General features: G+C 40.9%; 18 protein-coding genes. 7 read left to right on the top strand and 11 right to left on the bottom strand.

Features of this window, described 5'->3' with window-relative positions:
* Window positions 1-106: 106 nt before the first annotated feature.
* The 5 genes from BBP83_RS00665 to BBP83_RS00645 all read left to right on the top strand — a co-directional run bounded on the left by BBP83_RS00665 (window position 107) and on the right by BBP83_RS00645 (window position 3757).
* Complete coding sequence (locus BBP83_RS00665; RefSeq protein WP_068885504.1) at window positions 107-808, top strand: TetR/AcrR family transcriptional regulator; 702 nt, start codon at window positions 107-109, stop codon at window positions 806-808.
* A 77-nt stretch (window positions 809-885) separates the two neighbouring features.
* Window positions 886-1752 (top strand): formyltetrahydrofolate deformylase, encoded by an 867-nt coding sequence (gene purU / locus BBP83_RS00660; RefSeq protein ID WP_068885503.1) that lies wholly within the window; start codon window positions 886-888, stop codon window positions 1750-1752.
* 202 nt (window positions 1753-1954) lie between these two features.
* On the top strand, window positions 1955-2710 hold the full coding sequence (locus BBP83_RS00655) for a TonB-dependent receptor (RefSeq protein WP_068885502.1): 756 nt from the start codon (window positions 1955-1957) through the stop codon (window positions 2708-2710).
* Window positions 2711-2735: 25 nt separating this feature from the next.
* Window positions 2736-3356, top strand: coding sequence for a MotA/TolQ/ExbB proton channel family protein (locus BBP83_RS00650; RefSeq protein ID WP_068885501.1), 621 nt, complete (start codon window positions 2736-2738; stop codon window positions 3354-3356).
* The gene (locus BBP83_RS00645; protein ID WP_068885500.1) at window positions 3356-3757 is read left to right on the top strand and encodes an ExbD/TolR family protein; all 402 of its coding nucleotides are present in this window, start codon (window positions 3356-3358) and stop codon (window positions 3755-3757) included. The genes BBP83_RS00650 and BBP83_RS00645 overlap by 1 nt, the downstream gene beginning before the upstream one ends.
* Before the next feature lie 66 nt (window positions 3758-3823).
* On the opposite strand, the gene msrA is transcribed toward BBP83_RS00645, so the two are convergent.
* The 5 genes from msrA to thyA form a co-directional block, all read right to left on the bottom strand.
* Entirely contained in the window at window positions 3824-4348 is a 525-nt protein-coding gene (msrA, locus tag BBP83_RS00640; RefSeq protein WP_068885499.1) for a peptide-methionine (S)-S-oxide reductase MsrA, read from the bottom strand.
* A gap of 109 nt (window positions 4349-4457) precedes the next feature.
* Entirely contained in the window at window positions 4458-4913 is a 456-nt protein-coding gene (locus BBP83_RS00635) for an META domain-containing protein (protein ID WP_068885498.1), read from the bottom strand.
* 118 nt (window positions 4914-5031) lie between these two features.
* A complete protein-coding gene (locus tag BBP83_RS00630) occupies window positions 5032-6081 on the bottom strand; it encodes an Lnb N-terminal periplasmic domain-containing protein (RefSeq protein WP_068885497.1) in 1050 nt (349 codons plus the stop codon).
* A gap of 26 nt (window positions 6082-6107) precedes the next feature.
* Window positions 6108-6620 carry a dihydrofolate reductase gene (locus BBP83_RS00625; protein ID WP_068885496.1) on the bottom strand — a complete coding sequence of 171 codons (513 nt, stop codon included), beginning with the start codon at window positions 6618-6620 and terminating at the stop codon, window positions 6108-6110.
* A 108-nt stretch (window positions 6621-6728) separates the two neighbouring features.
* On the bottom strand, window positions 6729-7571 hold the full coding sequence (thyA, locus tag BBP83_RS00620) for a thymidylate synthase (RefSeq protein ID WP_068885495.1): 843 nt from the start codon (window positions 7569-7571) through the stop codon (window positions 6729-6731).
* A 547-nt stretch (window positions 7572-8118) separates the two neighbouring features.
* On the opposite strand from thyA, the gene BBP83_RS00615 reads away from it, so the two are divergent.
* Window positions 8119-8628, top strand: a complete 510-nt coding sequence (locus BBP83_RS00615; protein WP_068885494.1) for a peptidoglycan amidohydrolase family protein — start codon at window positions 8119-8121, stop codon at window positions 8626-8628.
* 65 nt (window positions 8629-8693) lie between these two features.
* Here the strand turns inward: BBP83_RS00615 and BBP83_RS00610 are convergent, their stop codons facing one another.
* The 3 genes from BBP83_RS00610 to lgt form a co-directional block, all read right to left on the bottom strand.
* Window positions 8694-9065, bottom strand: coding sequence for a hypothetical protein (locus BBP83_RS00610; RefSeq protein WP_068885493.1), 372 nt, complete (start codon window positions 9063-9065; stop codon window positions 8694-8696).
* Window positions 9065-9451, bottom strand: a complete 387-nt coding sequence (locus BBP83_RS00605) for a hypothetical protein (protein WP_068885492.1) — start codon at window positions 9449-9451, stop codon at window positions 9065-9067. Before BBP83_RS00605 ends, BBP83_RS00610 begins: the two co-directional genes overlap by 1 nt.
* 112 nt (window positions 9452-9563) lie before the next feature.
* On the bottom strand, window positions 9564-10376 hold the full coding sequence (gene lgt / locus BBP83_RS00600) for a prolipoprotein diacylglyceryl transferase (protein WP_068885491.1): 813 nt from the start codon (window positions 10374-10376) through the stop codon (window positions 9564-9566).
* A 93-nt stretch (window positions 10377-10469) separates the two neighbouring features.
* Between lgt and BBP83_RS00595 the strand changes: the two genes are divergently transcribed.
* Window positions 10470-11252 (top strand): NRDE family protein, encoded by a 783-nt coding sequence (locus BBP83_RS00595; protein ID WP_068885490.1) that lies wholly within the window; start codon window positions 10470-10472, stop codon window positions 11250-11252.
* A gap of 51 nt (window positions 11253-11303) precedes the next feature.
* Here the strand turns inward: BBP83_RS00595 and BBP83_RS00590 are convergent, their stop codons facing one another.
* From BBP83_RS00590 to tatB, 3 genes are all read right to left on the bottom strand, one after another.
* Window positions 11304-13553, bottom strand: coding sequence for a PhoX family protein (locus tag BBP83_RS00590; RefSeq protein WP_068885489.1), 2250 nt, complete (start codon window positions 13551-13553; stop codon window positions 11304-11306).
* Window positions 13554-13723: 170 nt separating this feature from the next.
* Window positions 13724-14503 (bottom strand): twin-arginine translocase subunit TatC, encoded by a 780-nt coding sequence (gene tatC, locus BBP83_RS00585; protein ID WP_068885488.1) that lies wholly within the window; start codon window positions 14501-14503, stop codon window positions 13724-13726.
* Window positions 14500-14934, bottom strand: coding sequence for a Sec-independent protein translocase protein TatB (tatB, locus tag BBP83_RS15615; RefSeq protein WP_068885487.1), 435 nt, complete (start codon window positions 14932-14934; stop codon window positions 14500-14502). The genes tatC and tatB overlap by 4 nt, the downstream gene beginning before the upstream one ends.
* Between the last annotated feature and the right edge of the window lie 10 nt (window positions 14935-14944).

The raw sequence follows: 14944 nt of genomic DNA, 5'->3' as shown, positions 1-14944 counted from the left end.
GCCATTTTCAATAAGCGATTCATTATTTTTTAGAGTAAATACTCTAAATAGTCAAGCTACTTTATGTGTTAGTCTGCTAATGCATTGAACTTATGGTTATTTTAGAATGTCCCAGACCAAAACGCTGAAAACCAAAGAACGTATTTTACAACTAAGCCTACAGTTGTTTAATGAGCGTGGAGAACGTTCTGTTACGACCAATCATATTGCAGCTGAACTGGGCATGAGTCCAGGGAATTTGTATTATCATTTTCGCAACAAGAACGAAATTATCAAAGAGTTGATGGAACAATATCAACGGGAAACCCTAGATATGTTGGCTTTGCCAGATGACCGTCTGCTAGATGCGAATGATAAAATTCGTTATTTTCAGGTGTTGAGCAGCCAACTTTGGACATATCGTTTTTTGCACCGCGATGTCTATCATCTGGTTGAAAATAATATTGATTTCAGAAAGATGTATCCGCGTTTTGCCGGTCAAGTGATGCAACAAGGGCAGAAAATTTATAAAGCCTTTGTTGATGCTGGCTTAATGGAAATGACCAATTCTGAGATTGAAGCACTGATTATTAACTTATGGATTGTACTGACCAACTGGACTAACTTCCTGTATATGTCGGGTCATATTACCGATTCGAACCATTTGGAAGAAAAGTGGGTTTGGCAAGCTTTGCGTCAAATGGTGTTTTTGGAAGGCGCATACTTACGTGGTGAAAGTCGTCAAACTTATGAACGTCTGTTGGAAACCATGGGTGAGTCGGACTTGTTTGCCAGTCTTTCCTCTAGCAAAGCCTATGACACCGAATAAGACTATTTAGTCTGCCTTCAAAAGGCGCTAGAATACTCGGCTTGTTTTTATAAATTGAATGAGTGATACACACCCAAATGAATATGTCGACGGCTAACACTGCTCGCTTGCTCATTACCTGTGAAGATAAGCCGGGTATTGTGCAAGCTGTATCGAGCTTTTTGTATCATCATGGAGCAAACATTACCGCACTTGATCAATACGCAACTGAAGCTCAAGGCGGACGTTATTTCATGCGTGTTGAATTTGAATTGGATAGTTTGCAAAGCCGTAAAGATGGCTTGCTACAGACTTTTGAAAGCAATGTTGCGACTCGCTACAATATGCATTGGCGTTTGGCGTTGGTCAGCGATGTGAAAAAAGTAGGTCTTTTGGTTTCCAAAGTAGACCATGCCTTGCTGGAGTTATTGTGGCGCCATTCACGTGGCGGATTACCTTGTGAAATTACCAAAGTGGTTTCTAATCATGATACGTTGCGTACAGCAGTAGAAAACTTTGGTATTCCTTTTGAAGTGGTACCGGTAACCAAAGAAAACAAACGTGAAGCTTATGCAAAAATTGATGAGTTGATGCAGGGTAATGATGTGTTGGTTTTAGCACGTTATATGCAAATTCTAGATGAAGAATTTGTGAAAAAATGGGAAATGAAAGTGATCAATATTCACCATTCTTTCTTGCCAGCTTTTGTGGGTGCAAACCCATATAAACAGGCCTACGAAAAAGGCGTGAAATTGATTGGTGCAACAGCGCATTATGTCACCGCAGACCTAGACCAAGGCCCAATTATTGAGCAAGATGTAGAACGTGTGAATCATGACTTTACCGTAGAACAGCTTCGTGAGTTAGGACAAGATGTAGAGCGTAATGTTTTGGCACGGGCAGTAAAATGGCATTTAGAAGACCGTATTATTGTTGATGGCAATAAAACTGTCGTCTTCCAATAGTATTTTAAATTCTATAAATAAAAGGCATACTTAAAGTATGCCTTTTTTGTTTAATTCAAAAAAGCCATAAAAATAGACAAATTAATAGTTGCAAATGAAAACACTTCTCATTTATGATTATGCCACTTTATTGTGCTAAGCGATGAGCCTCATTGCAACTTTATATAAAGATGTGATCGCTTCTTCAAGGTAACTGATTTTAATGAGCCAATCTTCTACTCCTATGATACAAGCCCCGAATCCGATGAAAAAGAAAGTTATTACAGCATTGGCTGTGGTAGCCATTGGACATATGGGTCTACTGTGGGCGGTCGGTCATATGAAGACACCTGAGCTGAAACCAATAAAAAAAGACCCTATCCAAGTTCGTTTTGTTCAATTAGAAGAAGTACCTAAACCCTTACCTCCGAAGCCAAAGGCAGAGCCGAAAAAAGAGCCACCGAAGCCCAAAGAAGTCAAAATTGTAGAAAAGCCTTTACCACCACCTAAAAAAGTGGAAAAAGTACAACAGGTGAAAAAGGCGGATTCGCCAAAGCCTGCTGTGAAACCCGCAGAAACGCCGATAAAAAGTTCGGTTGTTTCCACCGTAGTGTCTGAAACCAAAGTGGCTAAGCCTGAGCCTGCACCAGTTACCCCTCCAGCACCTGTTGCACCACCAACACCTCCTGGCCCGAAAAGTCCTTCCATGGGTGATGGTGTTTCTTGGCTGAAAAAACCAAAGGTCAGTTTTGCTCCAGGCGAACTGAAAGTGTCTTGCTCGCTTGTCGTGGTCATTGGCGCGAATGAACAGGGTAACATTACTTCGACTTCGGTCAAAAATTCGAATTGTAGCCCTGCTGTAGAGCGTAAAGTCGCATCTTCTGTGAAACGCAGTGGCACATTGACTAAATATGTAGAAAATGGAGTGGCTTATCCGCTGGCCAATGTGGAAGCACCATTCAATTTTCAGCTTAAATAACCGGCTAACCCATAGGAGTTCAAATATGAACTTTTCAGTTTATTGGCAACATGCTGATGCAGTCAGTAAATCGCTATATTTCATTTTACTGGCGATGTCGATTGCGACATGGACAATTTTTGCATTACGCATTATGGGTACGCGTCAGCTGAAGCAAGTGGCTTTTGCTCATCTTTCAGACGCATTGTCTGCATTAAAAGCAAAGCTTGCACCCTTAAACTTTGAACAACGTAAAGCAGTCGCTGAACAGGCACTACTGCGCCAAATTGCTGTTGAAAAAACCAGTGCTGAAAAAGGTGTATCTGTTTTGGGTACAATTGCTTCTTTAGCACCGTTTGTGGGTTTGTTTGGTACAGTTTGGGGTATTTTTCATGCCTTAGTTGCGGTTGGTAAAAGCGGTCAAGCTGGTTTAGCGCAAGTGGCGACGCCTGTTGGTGAAGCACTGATTATGACAGGCTTGGGTTTAGCAGTCGCCATTCCAGCGGTATTGGCTTACAACATGGCAGTACGTTTTAACCGTACGCTAAGCAATGAATTGCAAGACCAAGCGCATGGTTTATTAATTGACACGATGCTACAACAAGAATCTGCAAAAAAAGTTGAAGTAAAAACGGCACATGAAGGATTAGTTGGAGGTCAAGCTTAATGGCCTTTCAATTGGGTGAAGATAACGATGCTGGCATGACTGAGATGAATCTCATTCCGCTCATCGATATTATGCTGGTATTGATGATCATCTTTTTGGTGACTGCAACCGTTGCCAACCCATCAATTCCATTAACTTTGCCAAAAACGACCGCGGATATTGTCGATTTGCCACCTGAAAAAGTGCAGGTCAGCATTAATGCCAATGGTGATGTTGCTTGGGATGATCAGGTGATTAGCCTTGAGGAATTAGAAAAACGTTTTGCAGAAGCTGGTCAAGCGCCTCGTCAGCCAACGGTCATTTTAAAAGCCGATAAAGAATCTCGCTATGACACTGTAGCGCAAGTCATGTCACGTGCGAGTGAAGCCGGACTCAGTGATATTGCATTTGCAACAGATTAGTAATTCATCGACGTAAAAAAAGTGGCTCAATGCCACTTTTTTTGTGTTTAACATCCGTTGAATATTTTATTCGGCTTTTAATAAATCTTGAAATTTACTTTGTAATTTCATTAGCTTTGGCGGAATAGCAAAGTTGCAATAGCCTTGTGCAGGGTTACGAGCAAAATAGTTTTGGTGATATTCTTCGGCAGGGAAGAAGGTTGGTGCGGGACTGAGTTCGGTGACAATGGCAATACCATCGGCCTTTAATTTGTTGATTAATTGCTGTGCTTGTTGCTGTTGTTGTTCATTTAAATAATAAATGACAGAACGATATTGGGTGCCGACATCATTGCCTTGTCGGTTTAAGGTGGTTGGATCGTGGGTCGCGAAAAAAACATCAAGCAATTGTGCAAAGCTAATTTGTGATTCGTCGAAATCAATTAGAATCACTTCGGCATGTTGGGTATCGCCTTTGCAAATATCTTCATAACGAGGTTGTGGCGTATGTCCACCTGCATAGCCACTAACTACTTGTTCTACACCTTTGAGTTGCAGGAAAACGGCTTCTGTACACCAAAAGCAGCCACCGCCAAATAAAGCTTGTTGCATAATCATTTCCTATTTTTTGTCATTCTTTAAATATAAGGGCAACTTGTGAAGCTACAATGTCTGATTGACAGAATGAATAGAAAAAGCCTGCATTTGCAGGCTTTTTTATTTAGCGTGGTTGTACTGCGCTTTCAAATTGAATCAGTAAATTGCCGTGACGATCGAGCAATTTTAACGTTTTGCCAAAAACTTGATAATGCGTAACCTTTGCTAAGGCTTCATTATAATGACGGTCAATATTATTATTGTTCATACAAGCCATACGCGTAGTTGCTAACTGGCTCAGTTGTAGGGTATCTGTACCCGCAGTATAGCTCCCCATAATACGGTTACAGCCATCTGAACCTGAAACACGTTTAGTTGCTTCATCAAATTGAATACTTGGAATATGATTTGCGCTTGGCGTCGTTTGAATGGTTGTCGTGCCAATTTGTGTTGCAATCCACGTTCGATTTTGTAGTTGCTGTAAATTTTCAGTGACATGGGGAGAGCTTGGCATGCTTTCACATCCAGTAAAAATGACCGCTGAACCCAGTGCTACCATTAAAAGAAGGGGTTTTAACATGGTTAGATTCTCTTGTTTTTAAGGGGCTTGGTTGTATATAAACAAATATTTATGCAAAGCTCCAGCCGTATTTGCATCTTTGTTACACTTCTTTAAACTGAAGCAGACAAACTGAAAATTAATTTTTTGGCTGTGGTAGACCACGTCGAATGAGTCTTGAGTACTCTGCGCTACTAATATTTTTCATACCGCTGACTTTCGGATTGACATGCGCACGTTGATACCAAGTATGTAGATTCCATTGATGTGAAATGGCATTTAAATCATATAAATAGTTGGGTAAATAGCCAGAAGCAAATAGGCGATAATCCATAGGCAGTTTTTGTGGAGAAACAGCTTGTACCATATCAAAAACCAGCGTTGTACAGTTACTGGTCAAGGTGTTATACCATTTTGGCTGTCTGGCCAGTTCATCGGCTTGATGTAGGTATTCTTCAAATAGGGCAATTTGTTCGGTTTTAGGCATTTTCACAGGAAAGAAATACACTTGTTCACCGCGAATATTACTACGCGTGTAGACAATATCTTTTTCATCTGAGGCCACTAAACTCAGTTCATATTTTCTAAAAAAGCCGCCAATGGCAGAAAATTCTTCATTTTTTTCTTTGCGGATTTCAATTGAAAAAGTGAGAGGGGCATTATGGGCAAAATCAAAGCTGACCAAAGTATGGGCAATTTTTGGCCCCATCCAGTAGGAAGTAATGATATTGACCCCTGTAATTTGATTGAGGTCATATTGTCGAGTTTCCCAGTGTTCGGTAAAACTGCCATCTGGATGCCAATCAAAATTACGGATGTTGTGTAAAGTAATGATATCGCCGTGTTTTTCGTAGTGCAGAATTTTAGATACTTCTGGAGCCCATTCACGATCTTGCTTGGCTTCTAAACTAAAGTACCAAAACAAGCTACACAGAAAGCCCAGAAGATAAATAAGGACATCTTTTTTACGGCTAAAAAAATGTTGAGTGGCGTAAATTCCTAAAATGCTTAAGGCGAAGGCAAGCCAGATACCAATGAGTATTCGACTGATGAGCCAACCGAAAGGTTCTTGAATCCAAAGAGCCATACACAGCCAAAGCGAAGAAACAATCACAGATAAGCTGAATAGGGAATGGCAGATGCCGATTCCCAGTGCTTTTAAAAATTCAGTTTTTCCAATGTGATTCATAGAAGACTGTTTTAGTTATTAGTACTTCATTTTTGATAGGTTGCGAACTCAAAAGCAATCCCTGTTTTGTCGTCAATATGCTGCTCAGATTTCACTTTTTTAAAGTTCTCTGGAATCGCTGGATAATGCGCATCACCATGAACATCTAATGCAACATGGGTCAGTTCTAAGCGGTCTACAATACTCATGGTTTGCTTAAAAATTTCACCACCGCCAATAATAAAAATACTGGTTGGTTTTTCAGAGGCTTTTACATCTTCAATCGCTTGGCTTAATGCATCTTCAATACTGTATGCAATTTTAGTGCCCTCAAAAGACCAGTTTGTATCGCGGGTAATCACCCAATTGACCCGTTTAGGAAGGGTACGCCCCATAGATTCTAGGGTTTTACGCCCCATCACGACAACACCGCCTTGGGTGATCTCTTTAAAATGTTTCAGATCTGCTGAAATATGCCAAGGCAAATCGTTGCCTTTGCCAATGCAGTTTTGCTGATCCATTGCGACAACATGTACAACTTCTAAATTTTGAAAGGCCATAAAAGACTCGAATCAGATGAATCCCGCCAACAGCGTTGCTCATTTTTGAAAAGAGCGACTGATAGCCTGCATAGACGGGATTAAACTAGAAAAATAAATGGTTGAAACTTAAACCGCTACGGGCGCTTTAATCCCTGCATGTGATTCATAACCGACAATTTCAATATCTTCAAATTTGAAATCAAACAAGTCTTTAATCTCAGGGTTTAATTGCAATTGGCACAGAGCTAAAGGTTCACGGCTAAGTTGTAATTGAGCTTGTTCAAAATGATTGACATACAGATGTGTATCACCACCTGTCCAGACAAAGTCACCGACACCAAGGTCGCAGACTTGGGCAATCATATGGGTAAGAAGAGCATAGCTGGCAATGTTAAACGGTACGCCCAAGAACACATCGGCACTACGTTGATAAAGCTGGCAAGACAATTTGCCGTTTTGCACAAAAAATTGGAACAAGGTATGACAAGGCGGTAAAGCGACATTGCCAGCTTCTTGTGGATTCCAACCCGACACAATTAAACGGCGTGAATTGGGATTGGTTTTAATTTCGTTGATAAGCCATTTAATCTGATCAAAGCCATCTTGTTCATATAAGCCATCAGCTTTTTGGGTTGCACCAAAGTTACGCCATTGGTGGCCATACACTGGGCCTAACTCACCTTCAGGACGGCCAAAACGTGCAGTTTGTTCTGCTGTAGACCATTCATCCCAAATAGAGACTTTGTTGTCTTTTAAATATTGAACATTGGTATCGCCTTTTAAAAACCATAAAAGTTCAATCACAATAGAGCGAAAATGAACTTTTTTAGTGGTCAATAAAGGGAAACCTTGGGAAAGGTCAAAGCGCATTTGATGGCCAAATACAGAACGCGTTCCTGTTCCCGTGCGGTCGCCTTTGTCGCCACCGTTGTCGAGAATGTGCTGTAAAAGGTCTAAATATTGGCGCATATCGCTCTCATAGAAATTGGTTTTGCTGACTGCACATAGTAGCCTTTTTTGGCCGCAGATAAAACTCTAAGCATGCTTTTGATTTTTGCAAAACGTTGCATTTTTCAATTTTAAGACCAAGTGGAAATTACATGTTATTGAGCGCGACAAAATACGAGCGTTGTATTTACCGCCGTCCAGAGTAAGGAGATATCTAGATGATTTTGGTGTAGCGCAAAATATATTTATGGGCATTTTACATGTTTTATTGGTGTTGAAAGAGCATCTGATTTTAAGAAAAAACGATGATTTATAGGATGGTGACAGTGAAAAGTATGAGTATTATCGTCTTGGATGATGCTTTTAAGATGAAATCTAGATTATATTGAAATGAAAATTTTTACTGTAAATGACTATAAAAATAATCATTTAAAGCAGGAAAACTAATTTTTATAAAATTTTCTTACATTTTTTATGTGGAATTATTCTCATGTCGGCGTACTATTCTGTTCGGTTAATTATTATGTAGACTCGATCAAAACTGATTGAAGAGGAGGTTGTTGTAAGAATGGCTTATGATCAAAGCGTAGACATGCAGAATGCGCATGGACCTGTGCAAGCAGCAATCGTGATCCGTTCACAGCAAGGCAATAACAGAAAACCTCCTACAGCTAATGTAAAACCAAGAAGCGTATTTGGTGCCAACAATGGCCAGCGTATCGATATTGATAAATTTGCACAGCGTTTAAGTGGTGTAAAGGCACAAAGCAGTGGCCAAAAATGTGCCAAGAGTGTGCGTATTGCACTGGAGTCTGCGGGGGCTAAATTTAATGGGCATCCTGTTGCAGCGGCCGACTGGGGCAATACCTTACAAAAAATTGGTTATCAAAAAATAAATTTGGCTTTTGATCGCCCCCAAAAAGGCGATATTTATATTATTAATCGCACGCAAAAACATGTGTATGGGCATATCGCGGCTTATACAGGTTCAACATGGGTTTCTGATTTTCAACAACGGGGCTATGCAGTCTATAAAGACCCGAATGTACGTTATGAATACTATCGTATGGACGAATAGTTAAGCAGAACGTATTTGTTTAGATTAGGTTTTTAGCACAGATATAAAAAAACTACCGTGCCACGCTATTCAAAGCGTTTGGCGCGGTTTTCATAGATAGAAACTAAAAATAAGCCAATGGCGCTAAAGCAGATGCATTGAATAGCCAATATGGCCTTATGCGTTTGAGGTAAAAAAATGATCAAAGCAATGAGTGCGATGATGGGCAACATTGAAAAAATGATCTGAAAAATAGGTTTATAGCTGTTTGTATTTACAATATTTAGATGCGCAATACGTAAAAAATGTAGGGCAAGACCGACGGCCAAACTTAAGCCTGCAAATAGAGGGCTAAGTTGCTGAATATTGGAACAGTAGTAAATGATTGCACATACGGCAATGCAAATAATCAGTTTAATTTGACGTGTACAGCGTTCGGAATACCAGAAATCGAGCATTACAGATCTTCATTTTTGGGCTGATTTTGATTCAGTAGCGACAGAGGTGAAAACAAGCAAATTGCCAATGCCATAAAACCAATACCTTGCGCACCAGGAATTAAAATCTCACCTTCTTTCATATGCATAAAAATGAGTGCAAGCAATAAGGCAATTGGAATCCAGGTTAGTAAACGGTAGAGCATGCCTGTTGGGTTTTTAGATGCAAAATGGGTTTTGCAGTAACGACAAATGAGAAAAATCACTCCTGTGCCGAGAAACATTAAAATAGCGTCTAGTTTCAGCGGTTCCATCCAATACAGTCCTGCTGTGACTACGGTAATCATGACAAAAATCAAGATTTTTTTAAGAATAGAAACCTGCGGATTAAACCAAAATTCGAGCATGCGTTTAGCAATCAATCATCTGAAAGTCAAAACTTTAGCACAAAACGCAGGTAAAAATGCAGTACAAAAAAAGCGGAGCAATTGCTCCGCTAAAGATTGATTCGGTTAATGATTAGCTGTTTTTGAGTGGGCCCCAATCATAAATTTTCTTTTGATAGGCATACCACAGCATCCAAAGGCCAATCAAAATCATCGGCACAGTTAAGAATTGTCCTTTGCTCATCCAACTAATAAATAATTGACCATTGTCTGGTTCGCGGAAAAACTCCACCACAAAACGTGCAATACCATAACCAATTAAGAAAAGGGCCGAGACTGCATAGCGTGGACGTGGTTTAGAACTGAACCACCATAAAACAATAAACAGAATGAGGCCTTCACATACAGCTTGATAAATTTGTGATGGATGGCGAACCAGTTGTAATGGGTCTGTTGGGAAAATCATCCCCAATGCAAAATTAGGATCGGTGACTGGACGACCATATAGCTCGCCACCAATAAAGTTGCCAATACGACCAAACATCAAACCTGTTGGCACACAGGGTGCAATAAAATCTAAGGTTTGGAACCAAGTCATTTTGTACTTTTTGCACCACAGAAGCATGGCGATCATCACGCCTAAGAACCCGCCGTGGAAGCTCATACCACCTGTCCAGACTTGGAATAACCACAGTGGATTTGCTAAAAATTGATCAAAACCATAGAAGAAGACGTAGCCGACGCGTCCGCCTACCACAACGCCTAAAGCGCCATAAAAGATCAGGTCGGAAACCATGTCCGAGTTCCAGCCATCCCGCTGTTTGGCCCGATAAGTGGCCAAGCCCCAAGCAAATAAGAAGGCCAGTAAATACATCAGTCCATACCAATGTACTTGTAGAGGCCCCAGAGATAGCGCAATCGGATCTATATTTGGATAGGTCAGCATTGATGCTCCTTGTCATTATGTTTTGCACAGATTTTAGCTGAATATGATGAAAAATGTTGTACATTCAATGTGTAAAGATATTGGATAACATTTATGTGCATTGTGGCATTTGCTTGGCAAGTTTTGGATGATACGCCGTTATGTTTAATTTCAAATCGAGATGAATTCTATCAGCGTCCGACAGTTGCTCTGCAACAATGGGAACATAGCCCGATTGTGGCGGGGCAAGATTTACAGTCAGGTGGCACATGGATGGGGGTTACTGAATCAGGTCGTTGGGCGATTATCACGAATTTTAGAAACGGTGCGGATCAGCAAACCTATCCCACGTCGCGCGGACATTTGATTCAGGCTTTTTTAGAATCTGAGCAAACCCCAATTCGCTTTGCGCAAGCCTTAGAGCAACGTCAATGTGATTATGCAGGGTTTAATTTATTTATCGGCGATACAAATCAAGCCGTCTATATGAGTAACCGTGGTGAAGCACCCCAAGTATTGGCGAAAGGCGTTTATGTGGTCTCAAACGGCTTAATGACGGAACATTGGGAGAAAACCAAACATTTAAGAAAGCGCTTTACTCAAGAATTTTTACCCATGTTACAGCAAGCTACTTTAACAGACGCGGACTTGGACAATACGGTGTGGGATATACTGGAAGATCAACGAAAAATTATTCCAGAGCTGTTGCCACAAACAGGCATTCATACAGAGATGGAAGAGTTACTATCTTCTACCTTTATTCAAAGCCCTGTATATGGGACACGTTGTTCCAATTTTTTAAGACTTAAAAATAGCCAATGGTTGTGGCAAGAAAAATCCCAGCAGGGTGAAACACAGGGAAACGTCATTTCATTACAGTTATCCATTCAGTCGTAAATTATTTATAAAAAAAGCCGACATGATGTCGGCTTTTTTTATAATTTTACTTTATGCAGTGGTTGCTTTTTCTTCTAATGCCTCACCTGCAATTACCCCGCCATCTTTACGGGTAATGACCACAGTCGCTGACCGTGGCGCTAAGCCCATTAAGCTGTATTTAGAACTTTGGTTTGCAGGCCATGTGCCTTCAGGGTGCTGTACGTTGACAAAGATTGCTTTGTAATCTGGTGTCATGGTCACACCTGTGATTTCACAGCCACTTGGGCCTGTTAAGAAACGGCGTACACGATCATTTTTTAATGGAGCGCCGACAATGGTTTCCTGCCCGCCAGATTTGGTAGAGGCTGCCATAGCTCGACTGCCATCACCGACTTTACCAGGAAGTGCTGCCAGCATCATACAGTTGGTTTCGTCGGTATATTGGCCGTCATCCGTTTGAATCCAAAGCACGCCACGTGGGTCGAACCACATACCGTCTGGGCTAGAAAAGTCATTGAGATCATCTAAGCCAGATAAGTTAATATTCGCTTCCGCATCAGCTTCGGCACCAAACAAGAAGATATCCCATGTAAAGGTTGTTGCTGTTGTTTTTTCAGCATTTTCATGGAAACGGATAATATGCCCATTCATATTGCCTGAGTTACTTGCACTGCCATTTTTTACATCAACATAACTACGTGGGTTGGCAGCATCAGTCTCGTATGAACGGCCACGGTTACTGTTATTGGTTAGGGTGACATATACTTCGCCATTTTCTGGATTGACCGCAACCCATTCTGGACGGTCCATTTTGGTGGCGCCACGAGCATCTGCTGCTAAGCGCGCATGAACAACGACATCGGCTTGGTCACTAAAAGCATAATTAGGATTGGAAGCATTTAAGCCATGTTTGTCAAAACTTAATTCTAGCCATTCTCCAGTGCCATCATCATTAAATTTAGCAACATAGAGTGTGCCTTTATCCATGTATTTATCACCAGCAGCATAACCGCCGTTCATATCTTTTGGGTCCCAGACTGCTTCTGTCACAAATTTATACAGGTATTCGCCAGTTGCATCATCTCCCATATAAAAGGCCAATGGCTGACCGACTATAGGATTACTACAGCGACAGTCTTCATGGGCAAAGCGACCAAGGGCTGTACGTTTGACTGGACGCGCAGAGGCACTGAATGGATCAATTTCTACAATAAAACCGCAAGTATTCATGACATTGCGATAATCTTGCAGGGCATTGGCAGCTTTAATTGAAATATCCCAGCAGTCGTATAAGTCAGTATTTCCAGTGAGCTCTGCGACAGGAGTGTTCCAACCATATTGACTTGATCGGGCACCTGTTCCGCCACGACCATAGCGTTGTAGTGCAACATCTTCTTTTGCAATTTCACGGGTGTCATTTGCTTTACGCGCAAAATAACCACTCCAGTTTTCTTCTGCTGTTAAGTAGGTTCCCCATGGCGTATAGCCATTACCACAGTTACCAAATGTACCGCGCGTTAACGTGCCATCAGGCGAGAAGCGCGTTTTTAATAAATCAGCGCCACGTGCAGGGCCATGAATTTCCATTTCCGTTTGGGCGGTAATACGACGGTTAAAAGGTGAATTTAAATTGACTTTGACGTTTTGTGAAGAGGTATCTTTGCTGATCTCAATGACCGATACGCCATGTGCGTTTATTTCACGCATGACCTGATCTTCAGAACGTATACCTTTGGTGATGGCCTCGGGAAGATGTAATTCATCTTGAGCAAGATATTCATGGTTTAAAACCAGTAAACCTTGCGTTGATTCTTTGGCTGCATAATTTTTATTGGTAGGATGCATACCAAAGAAACTCATACCGTCGTGGCAATCGCCTGAACGGAATTTATATGAAGCACCAGACTGTGAAATACTGTCAATTTTAATCGCATTATGTGGGTTAATTGGGTCGCCTACTGCGTACAAAACTTTCAGTGCGTAGCCTTCAGGAACACTGAAAGAATTTTGAGTATTTTTTTCTACAGCTTTAAACGAGAGCTTGCTTGGACGTTGCTTAAGGTCACTCCATGCATGTTTATCTGTACCTTCTGGCGTTGGTGGCTGAGTACCTGTTGGTGGTGTTGCCTCTGCATTATCATCATCTGAACATCCGCTTACAGAAGCGGCAAATGCCAAGGCCATTGCACCACTACCTGTTTTTGCAATAAAGCTACGACGATCCATATATTGGTTTAAAACAGTTTGGAAATGTGTGTTTTTAGAGGTATTGCTATCTTCGACTAAATCTTGACATGGTGTCATATCATCATTGTACATTTTTGTTCCTTGCTATTATGGCTAGACTTGTTTTACAAATTAATCAATAACTTAAATTGTAATGATGACAATTAGGTGAAGTTTGTATGACGTTTAAGTGAAGTTTAGATTTCATTTTTATGAATAAAAAAAGTAGCATCAATGCTACTTTTTAAATCAACAAGAGTGGCCTAGACCGCACTTTTACGGCGGTTTTCAAGCAACTTTCCAAGGAACAACCCCAGTTCAAACAACATCCACATGGGTATTGCAAGCATGATCATGGAGAGAGCGTCAGGTGGGGTCACAAACATTGCAATAAAAAAACAACCAATAATGATAAAGCGTCGCTTTTCGACGAGTTGCTGTGTTGTAACCAGACCAATCATGATTAAAACAAGTGTGACAATTGGAATTTCAAAGGTCAGTCCAAAGACTAAAAACAACTTTAAGCAGAAGGCTAAATAACTGTTGATGTCGGTCATTGGTGCGACGGTTTCAGGCGAAACACTAATAAAAAAATGTAAAATAGACGGTAGGGCAACCAAGTAAGCAAAGGCAATCCCTGCATAAAATAAGCCAATGCTACCAATGAGCATAGGCAGAGCCAGTGTTTTTTCTTTTTCATACAGCGCAGGTTTAACAAAAGACCAAAGCTGATAAATAATGTAAGGCATCGCAATCATTAGCGCGACAAAGAAATTGAGCTTAAATGGTGCCATGAATGTTGCTGTGACATCGGTCGCAATCATAGATGACGTCATGGGAAGTTGTGAGCGCAGAGGCTCGGACATCATTTGGTAACTTTGATTGGCAAATGGCAGTAAGCAAAAAAACAGAACTAGAATTAAGCCAACTATTTTAAATAAATGCTTGCGTAGAATAATTAAATGCTTGGTAATTGGCATTTCTTCTAAAGGTGGCGGACTTTGTTCTGAATCTGCCAAATTTTTGGTGAGTAGGGTACTCATACAGCCACCTTCAGAAGTTTAAGTTCAGGATTCAGGGTTGATGAAGATATCTGATGTAGCGTTGACATGACTTTTACTTTTGGCTGGCTCAACGGATAAGCGGAGAACGGTTGCTGAATAAACGTGTAGACCATCGCTGGTTGATTTACCTTTTGTGGCGAATCAATGCGTTGGTTTTCTATGGCATTGATCTGTGCCTGCATTTTTTGTTCAAGTTCTTGAATTTTGATCATTTCTTGTTGCATCTGTGCGCGAAGATCTGAAATACGTAATTCACGATCGAGATCATTTTGAACATTGCTGATCATACGTTTAATTTTTCCGTACCATTTTCCAGCAAAGCGCGCACCTTCTGGTAATTTTTCTGGGCCAAGCACCAGTAGGGCAATAATGGCAAAACAGAAAAGCTCGGTCATTCCAATATTCAGCATGAATCAGTAC

The sequence above is a fragment of the Acinetobacter celticus genome (assembly GCF_001707755.1).
Classification (GTDB): Bacteria; Pseudomonadota; Gammaproteobacteria; order Pseudomonadales; family Moraxellaceae; genus Acinetobacter; species Acinetobacter celticus.
This window is presented reverse-complemented; position numbering and strand designations above follow the sequence as displayed.